The following is a 17656-nucleotide window of genomic DNA, read 5'->3' as shown; positions in this document are numbered from 1 at the left end:
AGGTTTACCTCGAAATTAAAATTAAAATTCAGTTTCGTATAAATGCCTCAAGAGCTTACCCAGAGGTCGTTTACTTAACTTTAAAAACCATAAAGTATAGTGCATTTTATGTTGCGACTACACTTTCTATAATCAGATAACAAAGATGCTGTCAAGTGCTCTTAAAAACAAGTAAAACCTCTTTTGGAATCTGTAGTTTCAGTAGGTTACAGTCTTGATTAAGGCAACTGGGTATTACCAGTTTACATAGATAAATTCCTTTTTCCATGGGAGCCGTATCAATCCTAATCCCCAAGACAGTTTTTTTAGTAAAATATCTTGTGCTTTACGTTCCATTTGAATGGTTGTCCCGTTACTGTTTTTTTCTATTTTCCCCACACGTTGTAAGAATTCGTTCTGTAATAATGCGTGTGACGATTTTTGTAAAGCGCCCCAATTTTCATTGACCGCATTTAAAAGGTTGGTGACTTGTTCTTTTTGTTTTTTAGAGATTGTTATATCTCTATTGATAGACTCATGAATCGGAATATTACACAAGAACTTTTCAAATACCATATCGCTTTCTACTTGCTTTGTTTTTCCTGTTGCGATATAGTGTAACAAATGGACACAGCGTTCTGGATCTTTTAATTGATTTTCTTCATCTAGTAAACCGCAATGGCTAAAAAAGTGCCTTAAAAATGGGTGTACAAGTACTAAGCCTGCATTTTGAACATATTCGCCTTCTATTACAGCATCAGCATTTGTTGTTATTGCTGTTGGTGTTGTTTTTGGCGCTTTTACATCTTGTTTTGGGTTTACTAGGGCTTCAATAAATGCTTTGTCTATTGTTGTTTGTTGTAGGTTTTCTTCTGAAACTTGGCTAGATTTTGCTTCTTTTTCTTGATTCTTAGACTGTATTGCTTTCTTGGTATCTTTCTCCTTCTCTTTTGGAGATTGCTTCGTTGCTTGCTTTTTAAGCGTTTCTGCCTCCTTGACTGTACGAATTATCGTTGTTATATCAATAGGTTCTTGGTAGACTATTGCTGCTAGTAGCACTCTCCAAATTTGTTGTTGCTGTACGACAGGGCGCTTCCTTATTTTTTGCACCTCAACTTCTGCTATATCTAGTATATCACTTTCTTTAGCAATAGCCATGCATATTTCTTTTACAGAGGCTCTCGTAAGTTGATTCAGCATACGAGCTCTCACCTTTTGATCTCTAAGAACGCGCACTACTTTTGGTACAAAATCTCGTGTCGCTAGTATTTTTTTAAAGTTTTTAGGTATTAACAGTTGTGTAATAGATTCGTTACTCCACCAAGGGTTGGTGCCCGTTTTTAGAAAGTGAATAAACGTTTCTAATTGATGTTCGTTTTTATAAGATAGTTTTCTTTTTTTAACGACTCCTTCTTCTGTTTTTTCATCATCATCAATAGTCTTGATCACTTTCTGTGTTTCGGTTTCAATAGCTTCTACAATAGTATGTTTCAGCTCATTGTCTAAACGAATTGCTTTTTCAGTAATTTCAACATTAATTTTATCTAATTGGATTGCATATTGCGGCACTTCGTCGTTTATAATATCAATTTGCTTTTCTAATAATGGAAATACATCTGAACGAAGAAAGCTTCCTATATTCTCCTTTAATTTTTGAGCTTCGGCCACATTTGAAGTGTTAAGTTCTAGATATACTTTATGTATAATATGCTTCTCCATAGTGTATTTCTATTTTGAACTAAACTCATCTCCCCAAAAACCTGCTGGGCATTTGCTATATTTTGATTTTTGTTTTGCGCTTAATCTACAGCCGCATCCTCTTACAAATCCTTCTTTACCTGAATTTGAAGTCTCCATAGTTGTTGGATGAATCCACAAGTTGGTATTACATGTATTATTTATTTTAAGTGGACAATCATTACATATTTTCTCGCGAATGCTAAATACAGCGGCATCACTCTTGCTTGTCATTCCTGCAAGGGTGTATAATTCATTCATATGTCCATTAATAATTTCTTTTCTTTTTCTATACATCTCTTTTAAATCCATATCATACAGTGTTTTTTATACACTACAAATTACTCTGTATATATTGATTTCCTGAAATAATTAAGGGTTGTAAATCAGTCTTTTCAGTAAATTCCATTTAATCTTTTTAAATCAAATAGCTATTGAAAAACAATCATAAACTAGGGTTAAAAGAACCGTAGTTTCATCATATATTCTACGCTGTTATTTTCTGAAATAAAATGAATTATTAGACGTATGGAATATACGCGCTTGCACATCGACGATACCTAGGATAAACTCCTACGTCACAATGTTTCTAGAAAGTACATATAAAAACCTCACTGATTTATAGTGAGGTTTTTATATAGGGATGAAAGATTATTTTAGTAAAATAATCACTAGAAAACGTATCAGGTAAGGGGGTTAATTATCTGATCTAGCTACAGTCCAGCGATCTAAATAAATACCATCATAAAAAACAATAATGGCATTTCCTGGCTTTAATATAACATCTCCTTGAAGAGAGAATTGATTTTCAGGATCTGAACCTGAATTCCCACCAGCTAATAGCTTTAAATCATTAATAGGATCTCCATTGTATATATAGAGAATTCTTCCATGCTCACCGCCTATTATACCGCCTAAATCTGCACCAGCATGTTCTATTCTAAAGACATTATACGTATAGTTTATACCATCTAGAAGAAAATCTACATTTTCATTTGCACTAGATGGAAAAGGGAGGGTTATCGATGTAAACTGTAAAAATTGTGGCTCGGAGCTTAATCGCACCCATCTATTAATAAGCCAATAATAAAAACCAGGTCGTACATCATTTATAGTTTCTGTATTATAGACAAGGGTACCATCTTCAAGGGGGTCTCCTTTAGGATTTACTACAGGTAATGCTTGCATAGTTTCTACTAGTTTTACTCGAGGCATTAACACACCTTGAGTCTCACTATTAATATCTAATAAAGCACTTGGGTCTGCAGTATTAATACCTATTTGAGAAAAACATATTTGTGAAATTAAGAGTACTAGAAACGTAATATACTTCATAGTGGATGATTTAGGGAACCATGATAAAAAGAATGAGTATTTCTTATTATTAAAATGCAATATATCTGTAATAAAGTACCTAAATAAATGCTATTTCATTTGAATACAGTATTGATTTATACATTAATAGTATTAATTTACTTACTATTCAAAAAATAGTATTTACCAATGTAAGAAAGTGTGTTTATAGAAAAAATATGATTTTTAAAGTAGGAAGAATATATTCCTAGATTCATTTGCAATCATATCATATATTGATGGTTTAGTTTTCACGAATGAGTGCTTCTAATTCTAATCGCTTCTGTCTAGAAATAGGAAGTTGTTTTCCATCTTGCATGATCACACTACCACCCTCAGAACGGTCTAATTCTTTTATATATTGAAAATTGATTAATGCCGAAGGATGGATACGCATAAACTCTTTATTGCATAATTTTAGTTCATAAAATTTCAAGTTTTTAGATACTAAGAGCTGTTTTTGATCTTTAAAGTAAACCTCAGAGTAGCTTCCGTTTGCAATAATATAGAGTATATCGTTAATGTCCTCAAACCTAAATCCTTTTTGCATTGGAAAAGCAATCTTTCCAAACAAACATTCAATAGACTTCTTTGAATTATCTGATTCTTCGTGATCCATAATAAGCGATATATTGTTTCTAACTTACCTAAAAAAGGACCTCTATTTCAATAGACCCTTATCGCTTATTGACGGTGATTTTAAAGCAACTTACATTAGATAAAAAAAATAAAACAGCACCATGTCTTAGCTTACTCATTATCAGATTATTGTTTCCGAAAAAAAAAATTTTGACGCATTATCAAAACACTGGAAATAGTCTTTTAGGTCCTTATCAATACTCCGCTGTCTATATATAAATAGGTGTTTTTTGGAGATACCATATAGGCTTTTTAATTCTTTTGAGTTACAAAACGAACTTCTAACATTGCATCTCCATCTATACATTTGCTAAAAATTTGTATACGCTTTCGCGAAAGCGTATAAAGAAGAACTACATCTAATAGAAACTTTAGTTTAATAACATCGGTTTTAGTAATTTATGCAAAAACTTTTTTTATCATCCTCAACTATTGCTAAATAACGCGAATGGTTCATGCTCATTAAGATACTATTTTAGATACATTTGTTAACATACCATCGTATTCTATGAATACTGCATATAAAAAGAAAGAAATGTCACCAATACAATTACAAGAAAAACTATTTCAGGAAATAAAGTTAAAGCTTCCTCCTCATTTGTCATTAGTTGCTGCAGTTTCAGAACTCCTTGATGTGAGTCATGATAGTGTGTATAGACGCGTTAGAGGGGAAAAGTTATTAATACTGGATGAGATTTATAAATTATCATCTCATTTTAATATCTCTCTTGACAAGTTATTTCAGATTAACAATAATACATTTCTTTTTAATGGAAGAATTATAAATAATTCGGATTTTAATTATGAGGAGTGGTTAAAATTATGTGTACAACATTTACAACAAATTGCAGATAACCCACCTAATCAAATGTATTATTTGGCAAAGGAGATTCCTTTTTTCTATTATTTTCTTATTCCAGAAATTGCAGCTTTTAAATCTTACTTTATTATGAGATCTGTATTGGATTACGAAGATCTCAAAAATGCAAAGTTTTCATTAGCAGATGACTTTGGTCATTATTATAAGTGGTGTAAAAAAATTAGTGATCTTTTTTCATCTATTCCAAGTACTGAAATTTGGCATGTAGAAAATATTAGAAGTACATTACATCAAATAGAATACTATAAAGAAATTGGGTCTTTTGCCTCTCTAGATGATGTAGAGATTCTCTATGATAAGCTTATTGAACTGATAGATCATATTGAACAACAAGCTGAATCTGGTAAAAAACTCACACTTGGACAAGAGCCTACTACAAGTGAGGTATCTTATAAGATGTATAAGAATGAACTTACCATGGGTGACAATATGCAATTAATTCAAATTGCAAATGCACAAATTGCCTATGTTAATCATAGTACTATAAACTTTCTCACCACCTTTGATGAAGATTTTAGTAATTACACCAAAAATAATATCGATACCATTGCGAGTAAGTCTACTCCTATAAGCGTTGAAAACCAAAAAGATCGTCTCAAGTTTTTCAACAACCTTAGAAATAAAGTAATAGAAGCAAAGAAACAATTATAAAACAAGTATATGAACGTAGTCATCTTGATTATAGCACATTGGTACATAGGAATTTTTATACAATCCTTATTTCTACACCGTTATGTTGCACACCAGAATTTTGAAATGAATACATACTTAGAAAAGTTCTTTTTCATTCTCAATTATATCATATTTGGCTCTTCATATATGAGTCCTGCTGCTTTTGCAAGAATGCACGAACTGCATCATCATCATGCAGACGGGGAAGAAGATCCGCATACTCCATCTAATACATGGGGGTTTTTGGGTACTATTGTTAGGGCTAGAAATAGTTATCAGGACGTATATCACGGTCGTAAAAACAGTCAACCTGCAAGAACATATCCCGAATGGAAATTTTTAGATAGATTAGGTCATCATTGGTTAAGTAGAGTTACTTGGGTGATCGTATATATATTTCTGTATTCTGTAATAGCTGAGCAATGGTGGCACTATCTTTTACTTCCTATTACAGTTGCCATGGGAGCTTTACAGGGTGGACTTGTGAATCATTTGGCTCATAAAGTTGGATATAGAAATTATAATACTGCAGATAACTCGCGTAATATTTTAAGATTGGACCTCTTATTTTTAGGAGAAGCCTACCATAACAATCACCATAAGTTTCCGCACAAGTTAAATTTGGCAAAAAAATGGTATGAATTTGATCCTATTTTTTTCTTTCTTAAATGTCTAGATTATCTACATATCATTAAGATTAAAAAACGTGCTTTATAAGCGTAAATAGTTTTTTAAAATACAGAAAGCAGTAGTTGTTTTCAGGGAAGCTTAATTAATTTAAACTAGGATTACCTCGCTACACTCGGTGATCCCGCAAAGCTCCGCTTTGAAAATAGTTTCAACAAAAAAACGCTCAAGCGAGTTTGATGCTCTTTTATAGTAGGATTACCTCGCTACGCTCGGTGATCCCGCAAAGCTCCGCTTTGAAAATAGTTTCAACAAAAAAACGCTCAAGCAAGCTTGGCGTTTTTTCTTTTGAAACTATTTATTCGTGACCTCGAAGGGATTCGAACCCCCAACCGTCAGAGCCGAAATCTGATATTCTATCCAGTTGAACTACGAGGCCATTATGTATTTAAGTATTTCTTGAGAAACTCTCTTCCTACTCCGCTTTTTAAATATTTCTCTCTTTTTCTGGCTTCTACCCTTGTTTCTATTTTTTCTTGATACACCAAAACCCAAGGAATATATCCTTTCGTTGATTTCATCTTACCACTATTATGTTCTCTAAGTCTATTCTCTATATCTTGTGTTAGTCCTTTATACAACCTACCATCAACTTCACTTCTTAAGACATAAACAAAATACATATATTATTTCTGATATTCCCTGCCTGCCGGCAGGCAGGTATCCAGTTGAACTACGAGGCCATTTTAAATTCTTGTGCAAATGTATCGTTTATTGGCTAACCACAATAAATTCTGACCTACGATTTAATTGATGTTCTTCTTCTGAACATTCTACTCCGTTAGAACATTCATTTACCAGTTCTTTTTCTCCATAGCCTTTCCCCGTAATTCTATCGGCATCTATGCCTTTACTAATGATATATGCTACTGTTGATTTCGCTCTTCTATCTGATAATACTAAATTATAAGCATCACGCCCTCTACTATCAGTATGCGATCTTGCACTAATTTTCATTGTAGGTATTTGACGCATTGCTGAAACTATTTTTAAAAGTTCAATAGCTGCATCAGGACGAATATCTGACTTATTAAAATCAAAATAAATAGGTTTAAGATCCAGGAGTTTTGCTAAGTCATCTCCTAAATTTACTTCTGTAACTCTATTTTCTAATTCAATATTTCTAGTAAGCGTTTCTGTTGCAGAAGGATTTGTAACCAATACCTCTTTAGAATAATAGAGGTCGGCGCTAGCTCTTACTATATAACGTTCATTACAATCAGTCATAAAAGAATATCGCCCTTCTTTATTGACCGATACTTCTTCTACCAACTCATTATCTTGATTCAATAGTTGGACTTTTGCATCTGGTATAATCTCTTTTGTTTTTTGATCTGTAATAACTCCAGTTATCGTGATATCACAAGTAGGATCTGGCAATTCTTTTTGTACAAACTTATAGATATCATCACTCCCCATACCACTCTTCCTGCTAGATGAGAAAAAGCCTGTTTTTGTACTATCATTCACAATAAAAGCAAAATCATCATTAGAACTATTTATAGGATTACCGAGACTTAGTATAACCATTTCTTCTTCGTTTGGATGTGTCACATAAATATCTAATCCTCCTAAGCCTGGATGCCCATCTGAAGCAAAATAAAGGTGCCCTGAATCACTTATATACGGAAAAGATTCCCTTCCTTCTGTATTAACTGGCCTCCCTATATTTTCAGGTGTTCCATATGTTTTTTCTCCCGAATCCTCATCATCAATAAGTGCTACTCTCCAAATATCTGAATTACCAATAGTCCCTGGCATATCGGATGCAAAGTATAAGAACTTTCCATCTTTACTTAACGCAGGATGTGCACAGGAATATTCTTTATTATTAAAGGGTAGCTCTTCTGCTCTACTCCATCCTTTATCCGTTTTTGTTGTTATATAGATCTTAAGCTTATTAACGCCCGCTGTTGATTTACCGTATTTATTTTCTGTATAGTTATTTCTAGTGAAGTACATGGTATTTCCATCTTCAGAAAAACAACTTGTACTTTCGTGAAATTTTGTGTTTAGCTTTTTTACAAATACCGTAGGTGGCGTTAAACTTCCATCTTTTTTAATCGTAGACCAATATAAATCTAAAAACGGCTGATTATTCCATTTATGAATTCTTCTTGAAAAAACACCTGTATCTCTAGCAGAAGCAAAAACTAACTGGTTTTTATAATAAGAGGGTCCAAAATCAGAATATCGAGAATTAATCTCTCGTATCATATCCACTTTATAATCACTCTTCTTATACCCACTTACAGAAACATAATCAGGTTGTTCTATGAATAGCTTAGCTCTATAGTCTTCACCACCTAAAGATGCAAATAAATGCATAGCCTCATCTGCTTTTGCATATTCCTTTACAGCTCTCAAAGATTGAGAGTATCTAAAGTAGAATTCTTTAGATACTGAATCTTTATACTTTTGAGATATTTTTGTGTACCACTCTTGAGCTTCTGTATATCTAGCATTGTAGTAATATGCATCTGCAATACGGGTATACATCTTAAACGACTCATACCCTTCTGCTGCTAAGTCTTTGTAAATTTCTATAGCATCTATATAAGCATATTGCGCAAATTTCTTGTCTGCCCGAGCAAGTTTTGATTGTTGTCCAAAACTTGATCCTATACAAACTAACATCAATAGTAATGTTAGATGTAAACACATTCTCTTACTCATTGGTAATGATTAATAATTTATAACAATAAAGACGGGGGAATGGTGTATTATTTACAGTGTAAAGATAAAAAATTAGTTGAGGATATTCTTTACTACTAGGTAAGTTTATTTTTTACAATTTTTGCAACTGTACTACCATCTGCTTTTCCAGCTACTTTTGCATTTACTTGCCCCATCACTTTACCCATATCTTTCATACTGGAAGCGCCTGTTGCAGTAATGACATCATCTACAATAGCAGCTATAGCATCTTCACTCATTTGCTCTGGTAAAAACTTTGCGATCACTGCTGCTTGTGCTAATTCTGGCTCTGCCAAATCATTACGCCCTTGTTCTGCAAATATTTTTGCGCTGTCTTTACGTTGTTTTACAAGTTTCTGTAATAATTTAAGTTCTTGCTCTTCTGTTAATTCTTCCTTAGCTCCACTTTCTGTTTGTGCCAATAGTATAGCAGATTTTACAGCACGCAAAGAGGTTAAAGCATTTTGATCTTTTGCTTTCATTGCTTCTTTCATTGCTGTCATTATAGCTGTTTGTAAACTCATCTTTTTTTGCTTTCACGCCTGCCTGCCGGTAGGCAGGAAAGCAGTTAATCTTTTATGATCTCATTAGGAGGCGAAGATAAAAAAGAAACCTGAAAACAGGCACATAACTCTATGTTTTCAACTATTAAATTATATCATTTATATCACGACCGTATACGCTTTCGCGAAAGCGTAATTATATAATACACAATAATGTGGGTAATGAAATTTTAAAATAGATACTATAGGTTGGTTAGATGCATCAAACCGATATGTTGGTACTAGACGTCATACTAGCATATAAATTTCAGATAGGCGTATGCAGAAAAGCCTTTAAGAGAGTATGCAATCACTTTAAAAATCAAGAATTATGAAAAAACTTGAAAGTTTAGAAAACAGCAAATTCAAGTCTAAGGAGCTTAAAAATCCTGGACATTTTGTAGGGGCTACTAGTCAAGCAGATGGGGCTACATCGTCATTTACGACGTATAGATCTGCTCAAACTAACTGTCCTCCTCATCCACCTATGACAGATTCATGGACGGATACAAGGTATGATTACGATCAACTACCTCATGAGGAGAGATATGAAGAAGTAGGAATGTAATACACATTTCTGGAAGGAGTAATATGATATTACTCCTTCTTTTTAAAACAGTTAACTATGATCTTAATTAAATCAACCGCACAAGACTACTCTACTACACAAGTTATAAAATGGTTACTTCATTTAGAAAAACCATACGTACGTATTAATGATACAACGCCCATAAATAATATTACTACCGATGGGGATGCTATTTCTATAACGGCAGACGCTATTTCATTTAATACAAAAGACATAAAGACATACTGGTATAGACGTGGCTCATGGGCTTCTACACAACGAGGAAGTTTAGGGAATGTAAAACAACAGTGGTTACATCGGTATCTTAAATATTTTACGAAGGAAGCAGAAAAAGATATTGTAGAACTTATAGAAAGTCAATTAGCACCAAATGCATTAAACACATTTCTAAATTCTTCAAATATCAATAAGACAAAAGTACTTAAGAGTTGCAGGGCATTAGATATTACTGTTCCTGAAACACTGGTCACAAATACTAGAGAAGCTGTTTCTAACTTTATAGAGACGCATGGAGATGTGATCACTAAAGCTGTAAATAATATTGATCCGAATATAAAAGGGGAATGCTTTGTTGATGTTACTACAAAACTAGTCACACCCAAAAATATTGAACAATTGCCTGAAAAATTTCATATCAGCGTTTTTCAAAAACTCATTAAAAAGCAATTTGAAATACGTACTTTCTTCCTAATAGATAGATTTTATTCTATGGCTATTTTTTCCCAAAGTGACGATCAAACAAAAGTAGATTTTAGGAATTATAACTTTAAAAAGCCTAATCGTGTAGTCCCTTATCATCTTCCTATGAAGATTGAAAATAAATTAAGAAAACTCTTAGCAGAATACACATTAAAAAGTGCATCCCTCGATCTTATATATTCTGAAGAAGGGGAATATATTTTCTTAGAAATTAATCCTATAGGCCAGTATGATATGGTCTCTGTTCCTTGTAATTATTATTTAGACCTTGAAATAGCAAAACATTTATAACCATGGAAGAAGAAGAAATTATAGATACGTTTAAAACAAAAATGAAAGAACAACCAGGGCTTTTTGAAGCCATATTCTTCTTGTCAGAATTTAGTGTTAAAAAGGCGCTATTAGAAGAAATGGGGCACCTAAAAATGATCCCATTAAAAAAATATGATACTGAAAGCTTCCCTGTAGATTCTAAATATTCAAAATCAATTTCGAGATGTTTCAAATAAACGAAAATAACAATTCAAAATATGTATGTCTTTTTGCTTCCTGCTTAATTACAAAAGGAAAAAATAGGGCATTACTATCTGATACGCAAAGAGGCACATTTGAGCTCATTCCTAATGATATGGTTACATTTCTTGAAAATACAAAACATCTCCCTTTAGGAAGTATTTTCACAATGTATGGAGCATCTAATAAAGAAATACTTGAGTCATATTTAGACTTCTTATTACGAGACGAATATATTTTTTTAACTGATGAAGTAACTAAAGAGCAATTTCCTCCTTTAAAAAAGCAATGGAAATCACCACATATTATTTCTAATGCGATTATTGATATTGCAAGCTATCATGAAACCTCAAACTACTATAGTGATGTCATTAGACAATTAGACACATTACGTTGCCAAGCACTTCAAATCAGATCATATACCGTACTTACTATAGATGAAATAACACATCTTGTTAGCACTATTACCAACACTTGTATTGAATCTATAGAATTATATACGAGTTATTCTGAGCATTTGACTCCTCAGATACTAAACACTTTATTGTATGAGCATACAAAAGTGGCAACAGTCATTCTTCATGGCGCTCCTCAGACAAATGACCTAGAAGTTGTGAAAGGATTATCTACCATACATTATACTGAAGAGACACTTGCAAGTGAGCAATGCTGCGGTATTATTTCCAAAAAATATTTCAATCCAAACAAAGATGTTTTTATGGAATCTCAATTTCACAATACTTGCTTAAATCGCAAAATAGCTGTAGATAAAAATGGGTTTATTAAAAATTGCCCTTCCATGAGAAATCATTACGGTCATTGTTCTAAACACACACTAGAAGAAGTCGTACAACAAGAAAAATTTAAAGTATTAGGAAATATCACAAAAGACCAGATAAGTGTTTGTAATACGTGTGAATTTAGGCATGTATGTACAGATTGTAGAGCGTATGTAGAAGACCCTTCAGACATCTATTCAAAGCCTTTAAAGTGTGGATACAACCCCGCAACAAATACCTGGGAAGAATGGAGTGAAAACCCACTTAAACAAAAAGCAATCGCGCATTATGATTTAAACCAACTCATAAAAGCATAACATACGTGAAGCAATTTCCATTTTATAAACAAGCAGATTTTAAGGATTGTGGTCCTACCTGTTTAAAAATCATAGCAAAATACTATGATAAGGTAATTCCTATCCAAAAATTAAGAACGCTTAGTGAAACTACCAGAGCTGGCAGTCATTTAATAGGAATGAGTGAGGCAGCTGAGAGTATAGGGTTCAGAACGCTTGGTGTACAAATAACGCTAGAAGATCTAAGGGATGCTCCGCTACCTTGTATCCTTCACTGGAATAAAAATCACTATGTGGTATTATACAAAATCAAAAAGAATACATTTTATATATCCGACCCTGCACACGGTTTATTAAAATATAACAAACAAGATTTTATGAAATCTTGGCTAGGACCTAATGTGTCTGAAGATGCAGAAGAAGGAATTGCTTTACTTATAGAATTTACACCTAGACTTCATGAAAATGAATATGAAGAACAACAAAACAAAATAGGAATCTCATTCCTTTCAAGATACTTAGTACGTTATAAGTCTTTTATTTGGCAACTTATCCTAGGGTTAATCGGAGCTAGTACATTACAGTTTATTTTTCCTTTTCTTACACAAAGTATTGTTGATATAGGGATCAAAAACTTAGACATCCACTTTATCTATTTAATCCTTTTTGCACAATTAGCACTTTTCTTAGGTAGAACTGCTATTGAAATCGTACGAAGCTGGATATTATTACATCTAAGCACACGAATAAACATTTCATTAATATCGGATTTTTTCATCAAGTTAATGAACCTCCCTATTGCCTTTTTTGATGTACGGATGACTGGAGATATTTTACAACGTATTAGTGATCATAGTCGTATAGAACGGATTCTTACTACCTCATCGTTAAACGTATTATTCTCGCTCCTAAACCTTTTTGTATTTAGTATCGTACTTGCCTACTATAATCTAAAAATATTTACAGTCTTTTTAATCGGGAGTGTGCTTTACTTTATATGGATTACATTATTCTTAAAGAAACGAGCCGATCTAGATTACAAACAATTTTCTCAAGTAAGTCAAGAGCAAAGCAAGGTTATTGAGCTCATTAATGGGATGCAAGAAATAAAATTACATAATGCTGAAAAGCAAAAACGTTGGGGATGGGAATATATGCAAGCACGTTTATTTAAACTGTCTATAGAAGGCTTAATCCTAGAGCAATATCAAAGTGTTGGTTCTAGTTTTATAAACGAACTCAAAAATATTTTAATTACTGTACTATCAGCTACACTAGTAATAGATGGTGAAATTACAATTGGAGTTATGCTTGCTATTTCCTATATCGTAGGACAACTCAATTCTCCCATTAGTCAGCTTATCTCATTTGTAAGAGAAATTCAAGATGCAAAAATTGCTTTAGATCGTCTCTCAGAAATTCACAATAAAGAAGAAGAAAATGTAACTACAAAAGAGCAAGTTAATACAATAACCTATCCTGCTAATTTTGATTTAAAAGATGTCTCTTTTAGGTATATAGGCACTTCTGATAATGTATTGGAGAATTTAAACATACACATTCCAGAAAAAAAAGTAACTGCAATTGTAGGTACAAGTGGTAGTGGAAAAACAACCCTAATTAAGCTACTACTTAAATTTTATGAGCAACAAGAAGGCGTCGTAAAAACGGGTAATGTTGACCTAAAAAACATACCTCCTGGTACATGGAGAAGTCGCTGTGGCGTTGTGATGCAAGAAGGCTATATATTTAATGATACTATTGCAAACAATATTGCTGTAGGAGAAGACCATGTAGATAAAGACAAACTCTTTAAAGCTGTTGAGGTTGCTAACATAAGAGATTTTATAGAAAATTTACCGCTATCCTATAATACCAAAATAGGAAATGAGGGTGTAGGAATAAGCACTGGACAAAAACAACGATTACTTATTGCTAGAGCTGTATATAAGGACCCTGAATTTATTTTCTTTGATGAAGCAACAAGTGCCCTTGATGCAAATAATGAAAAAGTGATCATCACTAACCTTGAAGCATTTTTTAAAGACAGAACAGTACTCATCGTAGCACACAGATTAAGCACTGTAAAAAGAGCAGATCAAATTATTGTTTTAGACAAAGGTCATATCACAGAAATTGGGAACCATGAATCTCTAATAGAAAAAAAGGGAGATTATTATCATCTCGTAAAAAATCAATTAGAACTAGGAAAATAATGAAGAATACGATAGATAACATCAAGCTTAGAAATGAGGAGGTGCAAGCTATTCTTACGAAGGTCCCAAATTGGATGATACGCTGGGGAAGTGGTATATTTCTATTTCTTATCGTTTTATTATTAATATTGAGTTGGTTTATTTCATATCCAGATATTGTTAATGCTAAAGCTATATTAACCACTGAAATTCCTCCTCAAAAAATCTATGCGCAGCGAAGCGGCAAATTGGAAGCTTTACTAGTAAAAGATAATCAGCCTATTAAAGAAGGTCAACTATTAGGGATCATAGAAAACACCGCTAACTATCAAGATATATATACGCTCAAAGCTATACTAGACACGATCACTTTTGATAATCATAATGTACATTTTCCTGTAGACGAAATCCCCATTCTCTTTTTAGGAGATGTAGAAGATGCATACACCACTTTTGAGAATCAGTATATACTATACCACTTAAATAAAAAACTTTTACCTTATTCATATGAAGTCATTGCTAATGAGACTTCTCTTTCTGAATCAAGAGCACAATTACTAAATCTAGAAGAGCAACAAAAGCTAAAACAACAAGAACTTAATTTAAAAAAAAATGAGCTTTCGCGAAAGAAAACACTTTACGAAAAAGGAGTTATTTCTTCTCAAGAATATGATAATGACCAGCTTGAATACTATAGAACAGAAAGAGAAATGCAAACGTTTATCAATACCATTTCTCAAACAAAAATATCCATTAGCAACAACAAAAAAACGGCTATAGGCACAAAAATAAGTAGAGAAAAAGAAGAAGCTATCATGTATAAAAACGTAGTTCAAGCCTACAATAACTTACAAAAAAGCATTCGAGCATGGGAGTTACAATATGCATTAACTTCAGATATTGATGGAAAAGTGATTCTCATGAAATACTGGAAAACTAATCAGAATATTAGACAGAATGATTTAGTATTTACCATTCTTCCTAAAGAAGATATTCCATACATCGCTAAATTAAGTTGTCCGCCTCAAAATACAGGTAAAATTAGTGTAGGCCAGAAAGTAAATATTAAGTTATTTAATTATCCAGATGCCGAATATGGAGTACTACAAGGTAATGTCATCAAAATATCGCAAGTACCTGATGAACAAGGAAACTACCTTATAGATGCTAGTGTTCATAAAGATTTAATCACATCTTATGACAAAAAACTTCCTTTCACGCAAGAAATGTCTGGAGAGGCTAGTATTATAACAGAAGACCTAAAACTTTTAGATCGTTTCTTTTACAATTTTAAAGAAATAACAAAACGACAATAAGCATTATATTATACAGTACGTCTCTAATAAAAGAAACCTGAAAGCTACAGTATCACTCTCAGGTTTCTGATCTCTATTAAGTTGGCTCTTTCTCTAATCTACATTATCGTGTAGAAAAGAGTTATTACTACGTAACTGTATATCTTCATTATCATCTGTAGATAAGGTCGTACGAGATAAACTCCCTTCTTTATCTGGTGTTTTCTCATCAAGATCAATTCCCATACGTTTATACGCTGGTTGCTTCTCTATTTCTTCAATACGTGACTGATTGTGATGGAATTTATAATTAAACTCTTTCATCTTACGTTTACGTTCTGCAGCACGATCAATCAAAAGTTTTGAAATTGGACTATTCATAGGGTCCACTTCTTCCTCTTTTTCTTCTTCTGGTGCTGTTTCAGGCGCTACTGTTTTTTTCTCAAAAACAATCGTCTCTTCCTCTACTTGTGTAGCATCAGTCGCTTTTGCAGAAGCAAGATTTTCTTCTACTTCCATATAGTCTTCTAAGCTATAACGCTTTTCTCCTTCTGGAGAAACTTCTGTCACAGGAATGATTTCTATCGCGTCTTTCACTTCCATATCTGCAATATCTTCAGTAAGCTCAAAAAGAACAGGCGCTTCTTCTACTGCTTCTGTTTTTACAGGTGCTTCTTCCTCATGCATTGGAAGATCAAAAGACAACATTCCAGTCACTTCTTCTTGCGCAGGTACTTTCTCTTCTATGATCGTTTCTTCTTGACGTATAGTCGTATCAATAATCTCAAAATCATCTTCAGAAACAGCGAGCACTTCTTCATACACAACATCAATATCTCTTATAATATCTGTCGTAGGAATCATTTTTAAATCTGTTTCCTCTTTCTTTACCGATGTAGATGGTTTTTCTTCAAAATCATCTAAATCTAACGTATGTACTATCTTTTCTGGAACGACAACTTCTTCTACTTCTGGAGTAGTTGCTTCTTCAATTACAGAAGGAGCTTCTTGAACAGTAGCATTTGGCATCAGATCATGCTGTGCTTTTTGTTCCTCTTCTAGGGTATGTATAATCTTTTTAGATTCTACATTTACAATATCATCTTGTTGCTCTACATTAAATCCAGTAGCAATAATCGTAACAGAAATAGCTTCTCCAAGCGCTTCATCTTCACCTACACCCATAATGATATTTGCACTATTCCCTGCTTCTGCCTGAATGTGATCATTAATCTCTCCAATCTCATCTATTGTAATCTCATCACTTCCAGATACTATAAGTAATAATACATTCTTAGCACCCGTAATCTTATTATCATTAAGTAATGGAGAATCCAATGCTTTTGTAATCGCTTCAAAAGCACGATTAGATCCACTCGCTGTAGAACTTCCCATAATAGCAGTTCCACTATTACTCAATACTGTTTTGGCATCACGAAGGTCAATATTCTGTGTATAGTGATGTGTAATTACTTCTGCAATACCTCTAGAAGCTGTGGCAAGTACTTCATCTGCTTTGCTAAAACCAGCTTTAAACCCAAGATTTCCATAGACTTCTCTCAGTTTATTATTATTGATAACAATAAGAGAATCTACTTGAGATCGTAAACGATCTACCCCTCGTTGCGCTTGTTCATTACGCATCTTACCTTCAAACTGGAAAGGAATGGTTACAATCCCTACGACAAGGATTTCCATTTCTCTAGCCATTTTTGCAATAATTGGCGCAGCTCCCGTACCCGTACCACCTCCCATTCCGGCAGTGATAAAAATCATCTTTGTATTAGTACCTAACATCTCTTTGATGTCTAGTTCACTCTCTATAGCAGCTTGCTCTCCTACTTCAGGGTTTGCTCCAGCACCAAGACCTTCTGTAAGACCTACTCCCAATTGTATCTTGATAGGCACTGTACTGTTTTCTAATGCTTGTGCATCTGTATTACATATCACAAAATCCACCCCTTTTATACCTTGGTGAAACATGTGATTTATTGCATTACTTCCTCCTCCTCCTACGCCAATAACCTTTATAACGTTACTCTGGTTCTTAGGTAGATCAAATGTAATTCCATCAAATTCTGTCGTACTCATATTTTTGATTTTA

16 protein-coding genes and 1 tRNA gene are annotated in these 17656 nt (G+C 33.3%); 8 read left to right on the top strand and 9 right to left on the bottom strand.

The features are described 5' to 3' along the window. Positions 1-234: 234 nt before the first annotated feature. From Q1A60_RS01920 to Q1A60_RS01905, 4 genes are all read right to left on the bottom strand, one after another. Positions 235-1698: a contractile injection system tape measure protein gene (locus Q1A60_RS01920; RefSeq protein WP_299763407.1), complete on the bottom strand. Its 1464-nt coding sequence runs from the start codon at positions 1696-1698 to the stop codon at positions 235-237. A 9-nt stretch (positions 1699-1707) separates the two neighbouring features. After that, positions 1708-2028 (bottom strand): hypothetical protein, encoded by a 321-nt coding sequence (locus Q1A60_RS01915; RefSeq protein WP_299763405.1) that lies wholly within the window; start codon positions 2026-2028, stop codon positions 1708-1710. Between the two features lie 384 nt (positions 2029-2412). After that, entirely contained in the window at positions 2413-3051 is a 639-nt protein-coding gene (locus Q1A60_RS01910) for a hypothetical protein (protein ID WP_299763403.1), read from the bottom strand. A 262-nt stretch (positions 3052-3313) separates the two neighbouring features. Next, positions 3314-3688: a LytTR family DNA-binding domain-containing protein gene (locus Q1A60_RS01905; protein ID WP_299763401.1), complete on the bottom strand. Its 375-nt coding sequence runs from the start codon at positions 3686-3688 to the stop codon at positions 3314-3316. A gap of 528 nt (positions 3689-4216) precedes the next feature. Here Q1A60_RS01905 and Q1A60_RS01900 point away from each other — a divergent pair. Then, complete coding sequence (locus Q1A60_RS01900) at positions 4217-5239, top strand: hypothetical protein (RefSeq protein WP_299763400.1); 1023 nt, start codon at positions 4217-4219, stop codon at positions 5237-5239. Between the two features lie 9 nt (positions 5240-5248). Further along, positions 5249-5977 (top strand): acyl-CoA desaturase, encoded by a 729-nt coding sequence (locus Q1A60_RS01895; protein ID WP_299763398.1) that lies wholly within the window; start codon positions 5249-5251, stop codon positions 5975-5977. Between the two features lie 275 nt (positions 5978-6252). Here Q1A60_RS01895 and Q1A60_RS01890 read toward each other — a convergent pair. The 4 genes from Q1A60_RS01890 to Q1A60_RS01875 all read right to left on the bottom strand — a co-directional run bounded on the left by Q1A60_RS01890 (position 6253) and on the right by Q1A60_RS01875 (position 9168). Continuing rightward, positions 6253-6326: transfer RNA gene (locus Q1A60_RS01890), tRNA-Arg, on the bottom strand. 1 nt (position 6327) lies between these two features. Next, on the bottom strand, positions 6328-6570 hold the full coding sequence (locus Q1A60_RS01885) for a GIY-YIG nuclease family protein (RefSeq protein ID WP_299763396.1): 243 nt from the start codon (positions 6568-6570) through the stop codon (positions 6328-6330). 88 nt (positions 6571-6658) lie between these two features. Further along, on the bottom strand, positions 6659-8584 hold the full coding sequence (locus Q1A60_RS01880) for an OmpA family protein (protein ID WP_299763394.1): 1926 nt from the start codon (positions 8582-8584) through the stop codon (positions 6659-6661). Between the two features lie 134 nt (positions 8585-8718). Then, a complete protein-coding gene (locus Q1A60_RS01875; protein WP_299763392.1) occupies positions 8719-9168 on the bottom strand; it encodes a GatB/YqeY domain-containing protein in 450 nt (149 codons plus the stop codon). A 349-nt stretch (positions 9169-9517) separates the two neighbouring features. Between Q1A60_RS01875 and Q1A60_RS01870 the strand changes: the two genes are divergently transcribed. From Q1A60_RS01870 to Q1A60_RS01845, 6 genes are read left to right on the top strand one after another with little or no spacing between them, the layout of a single operon-like run. Continuing rightward, on the top strand, positions 9518-9754 hold the full coding sequence (locus Q1A60_RS01870) for a hypothetical protein (RefSeq protein WP_299763390.1): 237 nt from the start codon (positions 9518-9520) through the stop codon (positions 9752-9754). Positions 9755-9811: 57 nt separating this feature from the next. Then, a complete protein-coding gene (gene gwsG / locus Q1A60_RS01865; RefSeq protein ID WP_299763388.1) occupies positions 9812-10765 on the top strand; it encodes a grasp-with-spasm system ATP-grasp peptide maturase in 954 nt (317 codons plus the stop codon). A gap of 2 nt (positions 10766-10767) precedes the next feature. Next, a complete protein-coding gene (locus tag Q1A60_RS01860) occupies positions 10768-10983 on the top strand; it encodes a hypothetical protein (protein WP_299763386.1) in 216 nt (71 codons plus the stop codon). Further along, the gene (gene gwsS / locus Q1A60_RS01855; RefSeq protein ID WP_299763384.1) at positions 10971-12083 is read left to right on the top strand and encodes a grasp-with-spasm system SPASM domain peptide maturase; all 1113 of its coding nucleotides are present in this window, start codon (positions 10971-10973) and stop codon (positions 12081-12083) included. The genes Q1A60_RS01860 and gwsS overlap by 13 nt, the downstream gene beginning before the upstream one ends. Positions 12084-12088: 5 nt before the next feature. Continuing rightward, the gene (locus Q1A60_RS01850) at positions 12089-14278 is read left to right on the top strand and encodes a peptidase domain-containing ABC transporter (RefSeq protein WP_299763382.1); all 2190 of its coding nucleotides are present in this window, start codon (positions 12089-12091) and stop codon (positions 14276-14278) included. Next, positions 14278-15573 carry an HlyD family secretion protein gene (locus tag Q1A60_RS01845; protein WP_299763380.1) on the top strand — a complete coding sequence of 432 codons (1296 nt, stop codon included), beginning with the start codon at positions 14278-14280 and terminating at the stop codon, positions 15571-15573. Before Q1A60_RS01850 ends, Q1A60_RS01845 begins: the two co-directional genes overlap by 1 nt. Before the next feature lie 93 nt (positions 15574-15666). Here Q1A60_RS01845 and ftsZ read toward each other — a convergent pair whose 3' ends face one another. Then, entirely contained in the window at positions 15667-17643 is a 1977-nt protein-coding gene (ftsZ, locus tag Q1A60_RS01840) for a cell division protein FtsZ (protein ID WP_299763378.1), read from the bottom strand. Positions 17644-17656 lie beyond the last annotated feature (13 nt).

This window comes from uncultured Dokdonia sp., from assembly GCF_947492535.1.
Lineage (GTDB): Bacteria > Bacteroidota > Bacteroidia > Flavobacteriales > Flavobacteriaceae > Dokdonia.
This window is presented reverse-complemented; position numbering and strand designations above follow the sequence as displayed.